This is a genomic window from Rhodococcus sp. YH3-3, from assembly GCF_001653035.1.
GTDB classification, from domain to species: domain Bacteria; phylum Actinomycetota; class Actinomycetes; order Mycobacteriales; family Mycobacteriaceae; genus Rhodococcus_F; species Rhodococcus_F qingshengii.
Map to the genome: position 1 here is coordinate 127,857 of NZ_BCWH01000001.1, position 16,704 is coordinate 144,560.

Below are 16,704 nucleotides of genomic sequence, written 5' to 3' on the forward strand. Positions count from 1 at the left end.
TCACCGCCTCGGCCACCGAGGGCCTCTCACGCGCTGGGGGACTGTAAGAACAACGGTGTAACTCTGAAAGGAGATACGCCACTATGACTGACGTGATTGATCGTGAGACAGAGACGAACTCGGCTCAGCCGGGTATCAGCGATGCGCGGCTCAAAGAGCTGGTCGAGCAGGCGCGAGCCGAAGGGCTGCAGTTGACCGGAGATGGTGGATTGCTGTCGAAGCTGACCAAGCTAGTCGTGGAGTCCGCGCTCGAAGGCGAGATGGACGACCACCTCGGATACGGCAAGAGCGACCCGGCAGGGAGGGGCAGCGGCAACTCCCGCAACGGCAGACGAGCCAAGAACGTGTTGACCGAGGCCGGCCCGGTCGAACTCGAGGTGCCCCGTGACCGGGATTCCTCCTTCGAGCCGAAGATCGTGGCCAAGCGGCAGCGTCGGCTCTCAGGCGTGGAGGACATGGTGATCTCATTGTCGGCCAAGGGTTTGACGACCGGTGAGATCGCTGCACACCTGGCCGAGGTGTACGGAGCCGATGTGTCCAAGCAGACGATCTCGACGATCACCGAGCGGGTGATGGAAGGCATGGCCGAGTGGCAGAACCGGCCGTTGGACCCTGTGTACCCGGTGCTGTTCATCGACTGCATCCACGTCAAGATTCGCGAGGGCAACGTCGCCAACCGGCCGATCTACGTCGCGATGGGGGTGACTGTCGACGGCACCCGCGACATCCTCGGATTGTGGGCCGGTGAGCACGGCGACGGGGAAGGGAGCGAAGTACTGGCTTCGGGTGTTGTCCGAGCTGAAAAACCGTGGTGTGCAGGATGTTCTGATCGTCGTGTGCGACGGTCTCAAGCATCTACCCGACTCGATCGAGCAAGTGTGGCCACAGACCATCGTGCAGACTTGTGTGGTCCATCTTCTCCGTAACACCTACGCCTATGCCTCCCGCAAGGACTGGTCCGAGATCGCCAAGGACCTCAAACCCGTCTACACGGCTCCGTCGGAGCAGGCCGCGCTCGACCGATTCGCAGAGTTCAGTGACAAATGGGAGAAACGCTATCCCGCGATCATCAGGCTCTGGACTAACGCCTGGGCTGAGTTCGTGCCGTTCCTACAATTCGACAACGCCATCCGGCAGGTCATTTACACGACCAACGCCATCGAGAGTGTCAACGCTCGAATCCGCAGGGCTGTCAAGGCCCGTGGACACTTTCCGACCGAGGCCGCGGCCTTGAAATGCGTGTATCTGGCCATCATGAGCCTCGATCCCAAAGGCACCGCCCGCAGGCGCTGGTCCAACCGATGGAAGGCAGCACTGAATGCCTTCGAGATAACGTTCGACGGACGGCTGTCTGCCGGACGAAAGTAGTTAGAAACCAATCAATTACACCGTTTTCTGGACAGACCCCGCGCTGGAGCTGCACCGGTGTCCGGGCGATGCACTGCACGGTGTGATTGTGCCGGTGCATCCTCTTGCAATCAGCTCGGCTCGTCCATCGTCCAACCTGAAATTCTCATGGAATCCGAAGTGACCGCAGTTCTGAGCTGACGGAAAAACGTGCGGACACGAAATCGCTGTCACCTCGACGCGCAGAGGGTCGCCTCGGCAGTCGGCGACGTGTGCCCTTCTTGCTGAGCTGTGCCCATGTTTGGGGCCTACACATTCCGGTTAACTGGACGGGGGATCAAATTCCTCGTTCGAGGGTGCGATCGCGGACATCGCAGGGGTTCGCACCTTTTCTCGTGTAACAGGAGCCCCATGCCCATGTGCTTCGAGCAGGCGACCGTCTCACCGACCGCCTCGTCCCTGTCGCTGTCCGTTCCGGCCTCTCCCGACCACCTGTGGATGCTCCGGTCGATGGTGCGCACAGTCGTGTCTCGTCATCCTCTTTCGCGGGATGCACTCGATGATCTCGTCCTCGCCGTGGACGAAGCCGCTGCCATTCTCGTCAGTCACGCCCGCAGCGCGAGCGCTGTGGTGTGCGTCGTCGACAGTGGTCCCGGCTCACTGCGGGTGTACCTGACCGCCACCACCCACGCTCCGGTCGACGCCCTTAGTTCTTCGTTCGGATGGTTCGTGCTCGCCGCCCTCGTCGACAACGCGACACTCGACCAAAAACCCGCAAGACCACCCGCGGCGAACGAACTCTCCGTCACCATCAGCGTGGAAAAAGCCTTCCCATCAGGCGGATGAGTCCCGCCGATCACCCGGATCGAGACGCACCGGACCCGACACGTTCCCGGCGCCGTTCCGGCATGCGATCCATTACATTTCTTCATTCACTGTAACGATAGTCGATGTGGTGTCGATAGCTCTGGTATTGCTGTGGGTGGTAGTGGAGTCGACGAGTTGCTCGAGTACATGCGTGTGAGGTCACCTCGGCTTCGTAGTCGCATCCCCTCCGAAGCCGAGGTGAAAACTCATGCCTGCAAGTCGTCGTCGCCGTGCTGCTGCTCTCGCGGCGTACCAGGCGCCGGCATCGCCAGGGCCGAGGACAGACGAATGATTCTTTGTATGCAGGGCTTTCAACCGACGAACTTCTCCAACGCCATCAGGACTACCTGCAAGCGTTGATCTGGGCGCAGGCGACTGCCTTCTCCGACGACGACGAGGCCCTCGCTGCGATGAGCCGGCGATACACCTTTCACTCCGCCTAGGTGTTGCGGGTATGGACGTTGCTGACGCGGGACTGAAGTAGACGGGCTGGTCCTCGGCGCGAGAATAGGAATTACGAAATAGCCGCTCTCGACCAAGAAGGACCAGCCCTGTGACACACCGTAATGCCCCACTCACCGTCGAGGGAAGACGACGCCTGATCGAGCGGTGCCAGAGTCGTCCGATTGCCCACGTCGCCGCCGAAATGGGCATCTCCCGACAATGCGCTTCCAAGTGGGTCAATAGGTATCGCAAGTACGGTGACCTGGGAATTCAGGACCGATCCAGCGCACCGAAACACCACCCGAACGCCACGCCGGCGGAGATCATGGTCGAGATCGAGTCCATGCGCCGAACCCGGAAATGGTCGGCCTCGCGAATCACGTTCGAGCTGCGTACCGACGGCATCACCATTGCTCGCCGGTCTGTCACGAAAATCCTGCGGAACCTGGGATTGCACCGCCGCCGGTTCATCGACCCGAACGGCGAAACCAACCGAAAACCGCAGGTCATCGTCGCGAAACGACCTGGTCAAATGGTGCATGTAGACATCAAGAAAGTCGGAAAAATTCCGGACGGTGGCGGGTGGCGTGCCCACGGGCGAGGCTCCGAGCAGACCAAGCGATCGCAGCGCCGGAAAACGAGGAACAAACAGGCCCGCATCGGCTACACCTATCTGCATTCCGCGATCGACGGCAATACGCGCCTGGCGTACACCGAGGCCCGCGACAACGAAACCGCAGCAACAGCCGTCGATTTCATGAACAACGCCCGCGTCTTCTTCGCGGCGCATGGCATCACCCGTATCGAGCGCGTGATCACCGACAACGGATCATGCTATCGGGCAGCCGATTTCACCGTTTCATTACGAGAGGCGCGGCACTACCGGATCAAGCCGTACACCCCGAAACATAACGGGAAAGTGGAACGCTACAACCGCATCCTCGCCGAAGAGCTGCTGTACTCCCGTGAGTACACCAGCGAGGAGCAACGACGTACTGCCGTTGAGGTGTGGAACGTTCACTACAATTATCACCGACCGCATTCAACACGCGGAGGACGACCGCCCGCTGCTTATCGCCAGCATCGCGTAACCAACGTCCGTGCCTCGTACACCTAGGGTCGACCTCGCCGTTCCGTCGGATTACCTGGGACGTATTCGAAAGATTCGCGCGCCGTCCCTTCCCTGATGATCCGCATGACGTTCGATACGCTCCGGTTGAGCAGCCCCACTGCGCGAAACGGGGACGCTGCAGCCACCTGAAGCGTGCGGCAGTTGCCAGGGAGGCCCGGCGGAACGACGGCGACGTCGATACGGAGGCAGGGCCCCTTCTACGCGAGAGGAGTGCAGAATCTCGAAGATCAACGCACCGAATCCGGCCACAGGATACTTCTCTACGCGGTGCCGATACTGCGGAGATCTCGTCTACGAAGGTGACTGGATCACGCCCCGGGAGCGTCACGAGGTCCAACAGCATCACCGCGAGCTGTGCTTGGCGCGGCTGCCCGATGCCAACGAAGATGCAAGCCGCAGGGGCACCCTGTCTACCGTCGTGCTGACGCTCGTGCGAGCACCGCAACCGTCGCCTCATGCTGCAACCGGGTAAGGACCGAAAAGGGGTCTCGCCGAGAAGACCCTGCCAAGAAAATCAGTTCCGAGAACAGCACAGCTGGTTTCGAGCACCCGGACTGCGAGAACCGGAATGGACCTCTCAAGGATCGGTCATTGCTCCGGAGAACCCGTGGTCCGTCGACCTCCTCGAGTCCACCATCGACGCCCACTCACACGAGGGAATCCACGTGCAGAAAGAGAGCTCGGGTATCCGTGCGCGGGTTTCTCTGATGAGATGACCAGCATGAAGAAGTTGCTGGTCGTTGCCGCGATAGCCGTTGGAATCACCGCGTGCGCAGACAAGGACGAGACTCCACCGGAGTTGCAAGAATCTGCTGTGCCCACTGTCGGCGCATCTTCTTCCGCCCCCGCTCCTACAGACGAATTCGGGGAGATGATGAACGAGGGCGCGCAAGCGCAAATCCAGCAACGCCCCGAGGAAGCTGCCCAACTCGCTGCCGATTTCGCCTCCATCACCGGGGAGCAGGTCACTGTCGTGGCGGCGCAGCAGATGTCGAACATCGTGTGTCTGGACATGGAGAACGCCCAAGGGCCGGGAGCACTGGGGGCCGTCTCCGCCGCGATGGCGACCGAGACCGGGGTCAGTGCGGAGATGATGACTCGTGTCGCTGAAAGAGCAGTGGCATACCGGTGCCCGGAGTTGGCGACCAAGTAGGGCCGCCCCTGATCCGGCACTGTTTGAGAGCGGCACCGATCGGGAACCAGTTCTCACGGTCGCAGGACGGTCGCCTCGGCCGGCTTCGGGCGTGTTCGAACCGCACGGTTCGCCGCAATCCCACCGGCCCGCCGAGGGAGCCGACACTCTCCTCGGCGGGCCACTGACCACCACATCTATTCTCTACGGTGGTCCACGACTCGTCGATGCAGACGGTTCAGGCAATGCTGCCAGAAAACGGTGGTGCCCGCCAGCTCACATGTGAGTGCTGCGCCGGCGGGCTCTGCACGCCGTGAGAGACCAACCTTACGACGCACAGTCTGTAGCACTGACCCTGCTTCTCTTACGGAGCGACTCCAGCATCGGTGCCAAGGTTCGATGCGCGCCGATCATCAGCCAGCGAGCTCCCCATCCGGAAGCAGAACAGGTGACCGCCGCGCACAGATCGAATCACTCAACGGACATCCCTGGCGCGGCCGGCGCGCCTGACATGACCCTGAAATCAGGAAATCCTTGTGCAGTAGTGGGTTTCGCAGTTATGTTTCCTGTGGGCGCCCGTCGACCGGCTGGTCACTCGACGGGAGGCGGGACGCCCGTCTCCCGCGACTGCAAACGCGTCCTGTTCCTCTCGGCGTTCGTCGTGCTGCACGATTCTGCCAGTCGCACCTACTACGACCGAAAACGAGTCGAAGGAAAGAAGCACACCGCCGCCCATCTGCCTCGCCGGAAGTCGCTGCGATGTTCTCTACGCCATGCTCAAGAACCATGAACCCTATCGATTACTCGCCGTGACTGCCGCTTGACGAAGACAACATGGCCCCCGGCAACTCATCGTCCGACGCTCCGAACCGTCGAACGCCCGTCGGTTTCCCAACTGCACTGCACCAACTCCAGTGCCACGAGCGCCGTCAGGTTGGTCACTTGATCGTGCAAAGCGGCGCGAGTCCAACGGCGCTGGGAACGCCCATCGCCCGCGCGCATCCCCCGCCCGGAAGCGTGTGCCTGATGTTTCGAAGCCGCGCGTTTCCAGGTAAGTCAATCGGCAGGATCATGGCGCTCTCGTCGTCATCGGCGCAATCGTGGCAGCCGTGATCGTTCTGCGCCCGTCACCGGGCAACTCGAACGTGGACAATCCAGCCGCCGCTGGCAGCACATCCTCAACGACCACGACTGCCGGACCGGTCACCGACGCCGACACCGTCAAAGCGGCCCTCCCCACAGCTTTGAGCAGTGCCTCCGAAAACTGTCGCCAATCCACCTTCACCACCGACGGTGCCCTCGTGATCAGCTGCGATATCAAAAAATCCAATCAACTCGCCGAAAGCTTCTCCGAATACGGCAATCGCTTCACAGCCAGCCTCGACCTGAAACAAGCGAAGAAGACACTTCTCGGATACGGCGAATACGACTACGGGAACTACGCCCTGGTCGAAAACGACTCCCGCACAGCAGGAGTCAACATCAGTGACGGCGCCACCGGACAAGTATCGGGAAGTTACGTCAACATGGAAACCGGCCTCACAATCGACGTCTACAGCATGACCGACAGCGCTGCTGTCACTAGCTTCTTCAAAAAGACAGGGCTCCTCTGATTGTCCAGTCCACCAAAAGCCGAGCCACGCAGGACGAATGTTTGACCACCACGATCCCGCGATTCCCATCCCGAAAGACTCTTCCCACCCGCGCCTCACCTAGCACGATCACGCTCGCCCGGCCTGCCGGCTGGCACTCCACCACGTCGTGAACAGACCAAGCCATCACCACGGACGAAGAAACAACCGGCGCTCGAAGTAAAGAGACCGAAGACATGAGATGCCCGCCAGCTTTCGTCTCGACTGTGCCCGCCGCACATCACGAAGCGCTTTGGCAGATGATCCATTGGCGGTCATACCAAGTTCCTCACTCTCCGACGAGGGCCGGGTCTGTACCGTCGCCACGCACCCGACATATTCGGAACGTGTGACAATCGGGACGAGGTAGAAGCCCGCCGCCCCCGGCGAGTGGACAGCCGGAGGGCAGGTCCTGCGCGGACGAACTGACCACTCAGAATCACCGCAGCAACAAGATGCTAACCAGATTCGAACCCGATGTTTATGACAGCTTGAGTCGAGACCACCGTGACGGCTAGACCCAGGCCCATCTGCGACTCGCCGGACCGGTAGTGACGGTTTGAGCTGAGCCCACCTCAGTGTTGTGGCATCTGGCTTGTTCGGATGCCAGCGGGACTGTAAGAACAACGGTGTAACTCTGAAAGGAGATACGCCACTATGACTGATGTGATTGATCGTGAGACAGAGACGAACTCGGCTCAGCCGGGTATCAGCGATGCGCGGCTCAAAGAGCTGGTCGAGCAGGCGCGAGCCGAAGGGCTGCAGTTGACCGGAGATGGTGGATTGCTGTCGAAGCTGACCAAGCTAGTCGTGGAGTCCGCGCTCGAAGGCGAGATGGACGACCACCTCGGATACGGCAAGAGCGACCCGGCAGGGAGGGGCAGCGGCAACTCCCGCAACGGCAGACGAGCCAAGAACGTGTTGACCGAGGCCGGCCCGGTCGAACTCGAGGTGCCCCGTGACCGGGATTCCTCCTTCGAGCCGAAGATCGTGGCCAAGCGGCAGCGTCGGCTCTCAGGCGTGGAGGACATGGTGATCTCATTGTCGGCCAAGGGTTTGACGACCGGTGAGATCGCTGCACACCTGGCCGAGGTGTACGGAGCCGATGTGTCCAAGCAGACGATCTCGACGATCACCGAGCGGGTGATGGAAGGCATGGCCGAGTGGCAGAACCGGCCGTTGGACCCTGTGTACCCGGTGCTGTTCATCGACTGCATCCACGTCAAGATTCGCGAGGGCAACGTCGCCAACCGGCCGATCTACGTCGCGATGGGGGTGACTGTCGACGGCACCCGCGACATCCTCGGATTGTGGGTCGGTGAGCACGGCGACGGGGAGGGAGCGAAGTACTGGCTTCGGGTGTTGTCCGAGCTGAAAAACCGTGGTGTGCAGGATGTTCTGATCGTCGTGTGCGACGGTCTCAAGCATCTACCCGACTCGATCGAGCAAGTGTGGCCACAGACCATCGTGCAGACTTGTGTGGTCCATCTTCTCCGTAACACCTACGCCTATGCCTCCCGCAAGGACTGGTCCGAGATCGCCAAGGACCTCAAACCCGTCTACACGGCTCCGTCGGAGCAGGCCGCGCTCGACCGATTCGCAGAGTTCAGTGACAAATGGGAGAAACGCTATCCCGCGATCATCAGGCTCTGGACCAATGCCTGGGCTGAGTTCGTGCCGTTCCTACAATTCGACAACGCCATCCGGCAGGTCATTTACACGACCAACGCCATCGAGAGTGTCAACGCTCGAATCCGCAGGGCTGTCAAGGCCCGTGGACACTTTCCGACCGAGGCCGCGGCCTTGAAATGCGTGTATCTGGCCATCATGAGCCTCGACCCGAAAGGCACCGCCCGCAGGCGCTGGTCCAACCGATGGAAGGCAGCACTGAATGCCGGGTCTATCTCGCTAACGGTGTTTCGGCGGATTTCCATCAGTAAGTTTCCGATCCCGGCCAACGATCGGCGAACGTGATCGCAAACGCGTTCAGAGCAGGCTTCCACCTCGTTATCCATCGTGCCTGGCCCTTGCCTGTCGGGTCCAGTGAACGCGTCACCAGATAGAGGCACTTGAGCGCAGCAGCCTCGGTGGGAAAATGGCCACGAGCCTTGACAGCCCGCCGGTATCGGGCATTCAAGGACTCAATCGCGTTGGTAGAGCACAGCACTCGCCGTATCTCGGTGTCGTAATCCAGGAACGGGATGAACTCCTGCCAGGCGTTGTTCCACAATCGGATGATCGCCGGATACTGCTTGCCCCAACGGTCTGCGAGATCGTCGAACGCTGCCCGCGCTGCCGTCTCGGTCGGTGCGGTGTAGATCGGCTTGAGATCGTGCTTGAGCGCATCCCAGTGCTGCCGCGACGACAGTCGAAACGTGTTTCGGATCAAATGGATTACACACGTTTGGACCGTCGCGGCCGGCCACACGTTCTCGACGACCTCCGGTAGACCTTTCAATCCGTCGCAGACCAGGAAGAACACGTCCCGGGTGCCCCGATTTCGAATGTCGGTCAAGACGGACATCCAGAATTTGGCGCCTTCGCCGCCGGTGCCGGCCCACAATCCGAGCACATCACGGTGTCCGTCGAGACTGACGCCGATCGCGGCATAGATCGGCCGGTTCGCGACCTGCCCGTCCCGGACTTTGACGACTATCGCGTCGATGAAGATCGCCGCGTACACCTCGTCGAGCGGACGGGCAGACCAGTCCTGCATCTCCTCGAGCACCTTGTCGGTGATCCGAGAAATAGTCTCTTTCGAGACCGAGGCGCCATAGATTTCGGCGAAGTGAGAACTGATTTCACCGGTCGTTAATCCTTTGGCGTACAACGACAACACGATCTCGTCGACCCCGTTCAATCGCCGTTGGCGTTTCTTGACGATCTGCGGCTCGAACGTCCCCTCCCGATCACGAGGGACCTCGATCGGAACATGGCCGCTGGCCTCGGTCAACACCGTTTTCGATCTGGTTCCGTTGCGGATGTTGGACGATTCCCGCTCCGGCTGGGCTTGATTCTTGTCGTGCCCGAGGTGCTCGGTCATCTCCTCGTTCAAGGCGGTTTCCAGGACGGTTTTGGTGAACTGCTTGAGCAAACCATCCGGACCGGTCAGCGACAGACCTTGCTCCTTCGCCAACCTGACCAGCTCCGCGGCCGCCGCAGCTTCCGCGGAGGGCTCGGCCCTCTTCTTCGTCACATCTTCCAGTGTCGTCATCTCGGCACCTCCTCGCCGAGCATTCACTCAGCTAGTCGGGCCGAAACACCGATTTAGAGACAGTCCCTGAATGCCTTCGAGATAACGTTCGACGGACGGCTGTCTGCCGGACGAAAGTAGTTAGAAATCAATCAATTACACCGTTTTCTGGACAGACCCGAGACCAGCAGCATGAAATCAGCACACGCCCCGCTCAAATGCGGAGAGCCCCCAAAGGTGTGCGGTGTGTTTTCCTCGTACCGAGTGGCCCAGGTGATAGTGGCCGAGGATGCAGTGAGTATCCGATTCGGGTCTCCGCAGCGGGTTTCTCTTCGTTCCGTCGAGAACCCGTGTGCAGAACCTACGTCGAATATCGTCTCCATCAGTGTCGGACGGTACTCGAGTGCTGATGCGGAAAAACGTACAGTCAAACCACAGGACCTACTCAGTGAATGTGTGGATCAAAGTCGGGCGAGAGTGTCGAAGACCGCCCCCCGGGAATTGCAGCTCCGACGTGCTCAGGACTGGCCCGGACTTTCGCTGGGCGTGAGAATCAGTTGTCGAGTATTTCCCGGCATTGTTCCGGGGTGTTGCCTTGCTGCAGGCAATTCGACCACAGGACCTGGGGATGGTTCGGCGGATTCGTTACTGTCGGGGTGCTTGTCGTGGTCCGAGGAGTGCCAGCTGTTGGCGGTGCATCGGTCATTCCGGCTTCGGCCCGAGGGTCGGGGAAGGTCATTCCTAGTGAGTTGGTGCACGTGGTTCCGTCGCAGGATCCTCCGTTGGCGGTGATTTCGCTGACCCGTTTGATCGCTGCGGGGCCGGCGCATTCGTCCGTCCAACCGTATGTTCCGTCCGTGAACGCGGTGTTCGGGCCGGGCGAGGTGCAGTAGTCGATGTGCTTGGTCACCGCCGGCGTGGGCGTGTCGATGAATGTTGCCTCCGCTGTGGGCGGTTCGACGATGGTTTCCGTCGTGGGTTCCACAATCGTGGTACTGGAGACCGGTGTGAGTGTCCCTGAGGAGCTCGGTGTCGTGGCGGTTGCAGTTGCTCCCTCAGACGAGGCAGGTTCGGTGGATGTGCCCTGGTCGCTGCATGCACTGAGCGCGAGAAGCAGGATCGGCGCTGCTAGCCAGGATTTTTTCATTGTCATTTGTGATCGCTTCATCCTGTGGACGGGTCGGCGTGTGGTGGCAGAGCTAGGACGGGTGTCAGCGGCGCATTTCTGCGTACGCTTGTCGCCGCAGCTGTTGAAGTTGCCGCCCATCGGCCAGTTGCCAGTCCCTCCAACCGTGCCGTTGCCGGCCCATGATGTCCGTCAACGGCGCCGAGGGTGGCCCGTAGCGTTTCCCGTCGACGTCGAGGGCCCCGTCCCGCGTGATCGTTGCGATGTAGGTGAGCCTTCGGCCGGTATCGTGATACGTCAGCTGGTCGCCGACCTGTAGATGGCCGAAGAGCATGAGCTGCAAGATGTCGTCGTCGTACGCGATCGGGGCGGAAGACGGCATGATTCGATCGGGTTGGTGTGTGAGCATGGAGGATTCGGATGTCGAATCGTCGCCGTCGCACGAGTTCGGATTCGCCTCGTCAGGTTGTGCGGTTGCGGTGGCTGCACCCGCGAGACGATGTTCCGTTGTAGGTGTCGGTATCTCGACTTTGTCTGCGTGTTGGTTTCCCGAGCCCACGAGGTTTCCGATCCCGCGGCCCACCCACCCGAGCCCGGATCCGACTCCTGAGACACCGGCACCGATCGCTTTGCCGGCCGCGCCGGCGACAGCACTGCCTGCGGACGCTGCCCGACTGCCGACTTCCGCCAGGGCGTCGACGACGCTGGGACTCTCGTGGTCGGTCCATCCCATGACCTGGCTGCCACGTGCCTGCGCGAAGTCGTCGAGGTCGTTCTTGAGTTTGACGATGTCGTGTTTGAGATTGTGGGCGGCGCCCCACCGGAATCCGTCGAGTCGGTGCATTTTTGCAAAGTTCGACAGTTCCGACCGCGCGTGCAGCAACAGTTCGCCGTCGCGTTCGAAATGCTCTGCCAGCACTGTGCGTGCGTCGTCGAGCACCACCTGCAGATGCTGCGGCTCGGTGGCCTGCACGCGCGCGATCCGCAACCGCTGCCACAGATAGAGCGACTGCTCACCGACCACCAACAGGTGCAGGGATTCGCCGAGCCGGTTCTCTTCGATTGCTCGGCGGAGATAGTCGGCGCGATCCTGGACCGGGCGAGTGGCATCGAACCCGGCCAAGGTGCGTTTGACGTGTTCTCGGAGGCGCTCGATGGTCACATTCAGGGTGGGCCGGAGCCCGGCAACAGATTCCCAGTCTGCGGTCGGCAGTGTTCCGTGTTCGTCGAGGGTGGTGACGAGCCGATCCAAGGTTGTGAAATGACCGACCACGTCACCGACTCGGGACGCTTGGGCGAGGGCGAGGAGTTGTTCGACTTTACCGTCGACGCGGGCGATCGATTCGTTCACCGACGCGATGGCCACCGAGAGGGCGACCTGCACCGCGATGAGTTGGTAGGACAGTGCTTGGGTGGGGCCGAGGGATACTTTCTGCCATTGCAGTTGCTGGCGGAACTTCCCTGCTTGGTCGACGACGGTCATTCGGAAGAATCCGTTGTTACCGGGCAGCACCTTGTACGTCTTCAATGCCTGGACGTTGTCCGGTGACAGTCGCACGAACTGACCGGCCTGGGCGGCAATAGATTTCGCTCCGACGGCAGCGGCGGCGACATTGGCCATCGAGGTTGTGCTGACGCCGGAAACATCGAGTGCCTCGCCGGCGAGATCGGTCAGGCGCGCGAGGTAGCCGGCTACGACCTCCGGGTCCCCGGCAACGAGAATGCCTTCCGGCTCGACGGAGACAGCGAGTTCGCTGCCAGGGCCGGCGCCCTCGAACAGGTCCATTGCAGCAGTGCCTGGTCGAGTGGGCTCTGATAATGAACTGTTCGACGAGGGTGTCTCGTTCATCGATGTCCGCTTTCTGCTGGTGTGGTGGTTTCCGGTGGAAAGCATCCTGGCGATGTCGGTGATGGCGGCGTCGAATCGTTCCCGTCCGCCGGCCGAGTTCAAGTGTAGGTTCTCGCGATCGGTGTCAGTTTCTCAATTTCGTGTCAGTTGTCTGTCAGCGGCGTGTTGGTTTCTCATTTTCGTGTCAGCACGAGTGAAGCTATGTAGGTGCCGCGAAGCGGTGAGGTCGAGGTCAGGTACGTGCAGGGCAACGGTGGTCCTGTCGCGACGACGGTCGCCGCCGCGGATCCGCTACGAATAGTGCGCGGTTTGCCGGTTCGACGAGTGCGAAGTCATCCTCGACGGAGGCATTACGCGGGCTGGTTCTGGTCAGCGACCAATCGTGACCACGTGCTCTACGAGAGCCGGTTGGAGCTCGATCGGCTGTGGTTGGCCGACTTCGCTCCGGGGGTAATCCGGATGGCGGCGCAACCGATGTGGATGTGCGGCTCGGACGGGACGAGCACACGTAGGCACGTTCCCGACATGCTTCTCGAACATGCTGATGGTGGGTTCACGGTCGTGGACGTCAAACCGGAAGAGTTCGCCCGCCGCGAGGAGGCGGCGCAGGTATTCGCCTGGACTGGGCGGGTGTGCGCCTCGCGGGGTTGGTCGTACGAGGTGTGGACAGGCGCGGACCCGGTGGTGCTGGCGAATATCCGGACCATTGGCGCCGCGCGCAGAACGGGCTCGATAGATACCACGACCGTGGCGTGCATCGAGGCGGTCGCCGTGACCGGAATGACGATCGACGAGGTGGTCGCGGCCGCAGACACGCAGCGGGGGCCGCATCGCTGTGCTGGCGAAGTTGTGGTTCAGGTCGTGGACGGCGGATCTTACGGTACCGCTGTCCGGGCAAACGGTCTTGACCTGGTGAGAGGACGACTTTATGACAGAAATCCTCGATCTCCGTCCTGGGATTCGGGTCTGGTTCGGGGGCGCCTCGTGGGAGGTCGTCGCCCTCCATGGTCTTGAGGTGACGCTCCGGTCAGGGCCGTCGTTGCAAAGGGTCGCGGTCACCGAAATCACTGCCCACGCTGTGGCAATGGCCCATAAGGACGACTCCTTCGATCCCACAGCGGTGGTGCTGTCGTCGCTGACGACGTCGCAGCGCCACAAGCTCGACGTCCGAGCCGGGCACGTGCGCAGCGCGCTCGCCGCGGTCAACGATGACGGGACCAACCTGGAGTCGGTGCTAGCGGCCAAGGCGAAGGAACTGGATGTCTCGGTGCGCACGCTCTACCGCTGGATCGCGGGCTTCCGGGCATCGGGGGTCGCCGGGTTGGCCGACACCCGCATTCGCAGCGATATGCAGTCGGCGTGGACCCGCGGTGGGACGCGACGCGTCTTCAGGTGCTGGACGACTATGTCGAGGCATCCACGCCGACCATGGGAGTTGTCATCGACGCGGTTGTCCGCAAGTTGGAGGCAAGCTTCGGCCCGGGAACGGTGCCGCTGCCCAGTAAAGCCACTGCTTACCGGCGTCTGAAGGTGCTGGCGAAGGGACGGCATGCGTTCGGCAGTGCAAAGGGACGGCGGTCGGTGGCCGATCGTCCGACCGGTGTGTTCGGTCGGCTCCGTGCCACCCGGCCCGGCGAGTACGTGGTGCTCGACACCACGCCGCTGGATGTGTTTGCGATGGAGCCGATCACGATGCGCTGGGTCGGGGTGGAGTTGACGGTGGCTATGGACCTGTTCACCCGCTGCGTGCTCGGACTGCGGTTGACCCCGGTGTCGACGAAAGCGCAGGACGTCGCGAACGTGCTCTACCAATGCATCACCCCAGACCGCCAGCGGGACGACGGCGGGTGGCCGTATCACGGGGTTCCGCGGAATCTGCTCGTCGGCACCGAGGAACCCGACGGCGTCTCCCAGCAGCGGGTCGGCGACCTCCCTGCCTGTTTACCGGAGGCGATCGTGGTCGATCACGGCAAGCAGTACCTGTCCGATCACGTGATCGGGGTCTGCGCGCGGCTCGGGATCACGGTCCAGCCGGCGATCCCGCACAAGCCGACCGACAAGCCCACGGTCGAGAGATTTTTCCGCACGCTACGCGAATCCGTGCTCCAGCACCTGCCCGCCTACAAGGGCCCGGATGTGTACTCCCGCGGAAAAGACGTCGAGGACAAGGCGTTCTACTACGTCAGCGAACTCGAGCAGATCATCCGCGAGTGGGTCGGGTCGGTGTATCACCGCACCCAGCACGACGGGTTGTGTGTGCCGGAGATCCCGCGGGCCGAGTTCTGCCCGGCCGAGATGTTCGAGATCGGGGTCGCGAAATTCGGGTGCCTGCTGTTACCGAGCAGCCCGGACTTGGCGTACGAGTTCCTCGATGTGCGGTGGCGGATGATCCACCACTACGGGGTGGAGGTCGACGGGCTGCGCTACGACGGTGCCGGGCTGAACCTGTATCGCGGCACCCGGTCCCCGTACGGCGGTGTGCACGCCGGTAAGTGGCCGATCTTCGTCGACTCCCACGACGTCCGGCACGCCTACTTCCAAGATCCGGACACCAACGCCTGGCACCAACTGGTGTGGGAACACGGGGCGTGCCTGAACCAGCCGTTCAGCGCCGATGCCGTCGACTACGCCAAACGCGTCAGCATCCGCGAGCACCGCCACCTCGATCCGCACCGCGCCGTGCAGGACCTGCTGCTCGCGTGGAGCCGGGAGGAAGTCGAGACCCGCGACGGCGAATCCGTGCGGGAGGACGCGTCGCTGCCCGGGGTCATCGATCTGCTCGAGCACCTCGCCCAACGCTCGACGAGCCCGGTCGAGCTTCCCGACGACCTGGACGTGTTCGAGCAGTACTACGCGCAGCGGCCGGACGAGGAGGTATTCGGGGTGTTCGACGAGTGAACCGATGGGCACGATGGTTGGCGGACAACGGCACCGCCCGCTACCAACTCTCCCGCAAGAAGGGATGGGATGCGTTCGTGCACTCCGCACCGCGCGAGTCGTTCGACGTCCTCACCCGCACCGAAATGACCCGGCTCAGCGGTGAGGAACGGGAGGACTACAACGAGGCCCGGATGGTGTGGAACGCGAACCTGCCGACGATCAAGACCAGCCAGCTGACCGCCGCGTACTCGGTGATCGATCAGGTCCTGGCCTCCGGGCGGCGGGACGGGGACAAGCTGCGCGGGTCGGTGGTGATCGACGCCGAACCCGGTTTGGGGAAGACGACCATCGCCACCCGGTACGCCCGCGACTTCCACCGCCGCGCCTACCGCCGGGAGGGCCCGGTCACCTTAGGTGGGCATCAGCGGTTGCCGGTGGCGTTCGTCCCGCTCAGCGCCGGCATCACGTTGAAGGGTCTGAACCAGCAGATCCTGCGGTTCTACGGCCACCCCGCCGTCGACCGGGCGTCGACCTCCAAGCTGGGTGCGTTGGCCGTCGACTGTGTCACCAGCTGCGAAACCCGGTTGGTCGTGCTCGACGACCTGCACTTCGTGGACTTCAAGCATCGCAACGGCATCGAGGTGTCCAACCACCTCAAGGGTCTGGCCAACGAGATGGCGGCGACGTTCGTCTACGTCGGAGTTCAGCTCGCCGAGAAGCGGTTCTTCGATGAAGGGCAGCTCGGGGAACAGGCCGCCTACGCGCAGACCAGCCGCCGTGCCACCCGCTGCCCGGTCGCCCCGTTCGCGGTCGATACCGATCCGGGGCTGCGGAGTTGGATCAGCCTGCTCCGCACGTTGGAGGGGCACATCAAGTTGGCCGACGCCCACGAGGGGATGCTCGTCGAGCAGGCGAAGGTGTTGCACCGGCGCACCCAGGGCCGGATAGCGTCGCTGACCAACCTCATCGACCGCGTCTGCTACCTGGCGATCGCCTCCGGCACCGAGACGATCACCCCGGAGTTGATCGCCGCGACCACCATCGACAATGCCGGCGAATCCGCCGCCCGCACGGCCTGACCCCACACCTTCCACCGCGCCCCC

At 62.2% G+C, this 16,704-nt stretch carries 12 protein-coding genes and 2 pseudogenes; 10 read left to right on the top strand and 4 right to left on the bottom strand.

Features of this window, described 5'->3' with window-relative positions; translation table 11 throughout:
* The first annotated feature begins 83 nt into the window (after positions 1–83).
* Both YH3_RS00755 and YH3_RS00760 read left to right on the top strand, forming a co-directional pair.
* A pseudogene (locus YH3_RS00755) lies at positions 84–1,368 on the top strand (IS256 family transposase).
* 390 nt (positions 1,369–1,758) lie between these two features.
* The gene (locus tag YH3_RS00760) at positions 1,759–2,193 is read left to right on the top strand and encodes an ATP-binding protein (protein ID WP_157838978.1); all 435 of its coding nucleotides are present in this window, start codon (positions 1,759–1,761) and stop codon (positions 2,191–2,193) included.
* A 332-nt stretch (positions 2,194–2,525) separates the two neighbouring features.
* Here YH3_RS00760 and YH3_RS37095 read toward each other — a convergent pair whose 3' ends face one another.
* Positions 2,526–2,648 (bottom strand): hypothetical protein, encoded by a 123-nt coding sequence (locus tag YH3_RS37095; protein ID WP_274522668.1) that lies wholly within the window; start codon positions 2,646–2,648, stop codon positions 2,526–2,528.
* A gap of 119 nt (positions 2,649–2,767) precedes the next feature.
* Here YH3_RS37095 and YH3_RS00765 point away from each other — a divergent pair, with 119 nt between their 5' ends.
* From YH3_RS00765 to YH3_RS00780, 4 genes are all read left to right on the top strand, one after another.
* Positions 2,768–3,775: an IS481 family transposase gene (locus tag YH3_RS00765; RefSeq protein WP_064442834.1), complete on the top strand. Its 1,008-nt coding sequence runs from the start codon at positions 2,768–2,770 to the stop codon at positions 3,773–3,775.
* A gap of 736 nt (positions 3,776–4,511) precedes the next feature.
* Positions 4,512–4,943 carry a hypothetical protein gene (locus tag YH3_RS00770; RefSeq protein WP_125053505.1) on the top strand — a complete coding sequence of 144 codons (432 nt, stop codon included), beginning with the start codon at positions 4,512–4,514 and terminating at the stop codon, positions 4,941–4,943.
* 1,088 nt (positions 4,944–6,031) lie between these two features.
* A complete protein-coding gene (locus YH3_RS00775; protein ID WP_164490680.1) occupies positions 6,032–6,535 on the top strand; it encodes a hypothetical protein in 504 nt (167 codons plus the stop codon).
* Between the two features lie 675 nt (positions 6,536–7,210).
* On the top strand, positions 7,211–8,527 hold the full coding sequence (locus YH3_RS00780; protein ID WP_064442836.1) for an IS256 family transposase: 1,317 nt from the start codon (positions 7,211–7,213) through the stop codon (positions 8,525–8,527).
* On the opposite strand, the gene YH3_RS00785 is transcribed toward YH3_RS00780, so the two are convergent.
* From YH3_RS00785 to YH3_RS00795, 3 genes are all read right to left on the bottom strand, one after another.
* The gene (locus YH3_RS00785) at positions 8,487–9,767 is read right to left on the bottom strand and encodes an IS256 family transposase (RefSeq protein WP_007732099.1); all 1,281 of its coding nucleotides are present in this window, start codon (positions 9,765–9,767) and stop codon (positions 8,487–8,489) included. The two genes, YH3_RS00780 and YH3_RS00785, sit on opposite strands and share 41 nt — an antisense overlap.
* 532 nt (positions 9,768–10,299) lie before the next feature.
* On the bottom strand, positions 10,300–10,899 hold the full coding sequence (locus tag YH3_RS00790) for a hypothetical protein (protein WP_154100272.1): 600 nt from the start codon (positions 10,897–10,899) through the stop codon (positions 10,300–10,302).
* Positions 10,900–10,957: 58 nt separating this feature from the next.
* Complete coding sequence (locus YH3_RS00795; RefSeq protein WP_064442838.1) at positions 10,958–12,658, bottom strand: DUF4357 domain-containing protein; 1,701 nt, start codon at positions 12,656–12,658, stop codon at positions 10,958–10,960.
* A 270-nt stretch (positions 12,659–12,928) separates the two neighbouring features.
* Here YH3_RS00795 and YH3_RS00800 point away from each other — a divergent pair, with 270 nt between their 5' ends.
* The 4 genes and pseudogenes from YH3_RS00800 (at position 12,929) to YH3_RS00810 (ending at position 16,680) form a co-directional block, all read left to right on the top strand.
* On the top strand, positions 12,929–13,735 hold the full coding sequence (locus YH3_RS00800) for a TnsA-like heteromeric transposase endonuclease subunit (protein ID WP_238592492.1): 807 nt from the start codon (positions 12,929–12,931) through the stop codon (positions 13,733–13,735).
* 70 nt (positions 13,736–13,805) lie between these two features.
* Positions 13,806–14,018: pseudogene (locus YH3_RS36495) on the top strand (integrase); the annotation flags it as partial.
* 62 nt (positions 14,019–14,080) lie between these two features.
* Positions 14,081–15,619: an integrase gene (locus YH3_RS00805; protein ID WP_238592592.1), complete on the top strand. Its 1,539-nt coding sequence runs from the start codon at positions 14,081–14,083 to the stop codon at positions 15,617–15,619.
* A gap of 17 nt (positions 15,620–15,636) precedes the next feature.
* A complete protein-coding gene (locus YH3_RS00810) occupies positions 15,637–16,680 on the top strand; it encodes an AAA family ATPase (RefSeq protein ID WP_064443442.1) in 1,044 nt (347 codons plus the stop codon).
* Positions 16,681–16,704: the final 24 nt, after the last annotated feature.

What these genes read in the sequence shown, in the direction of transcription:
- YH3_RS00760 (WP_157838978.1), top strand. Translation starts at nt 1,759, where the DNA reads ATGCCCATGTGCTTCGAGCAGGCGACCGTCTCACCGACCGCCTCGTCC.
- YH3_RS00770 (WP_125053505.1), top strand. Translation starts at nt 4,512, where the DNA reads ATGAAGAAGTTGCTGGTCGTTGCCGCGATAGCCGTTGGAATCACCGCG.
- YH3_RS00780 (WP_064442836.1), top strand. Translation starts at nt 7,211, where the DNA reads ATGACTGATGTGATTGATCGTGAGACAGAGACGAACTCGGCTCAGCCG.
- YH3_RS00785 (WP_007732099.1), bottom strand. Translation starts at nt 9,767, where the DNA reads ATGACGACACTGGAAGATGTGACGAAGAAGAGGGCCGAGCCCTCCGCG.
- YH3_RS00790 (WP_154100272.1), bottom strand. Translation starts at nt 10,899, where the DNA reads ATGACAATGAAAAAATCCTGGCTAGCAGCGCCGATCCTGCTTCTCGCG.
- YH3_RS00795 (WP_064442838.1), bottom strand. Translation starts at nt 12,658, where the DNA reads ATGGACCTGTTCGAGGGCGCCGGCCCTGGCAGCGAACTCGCTGTCTCC.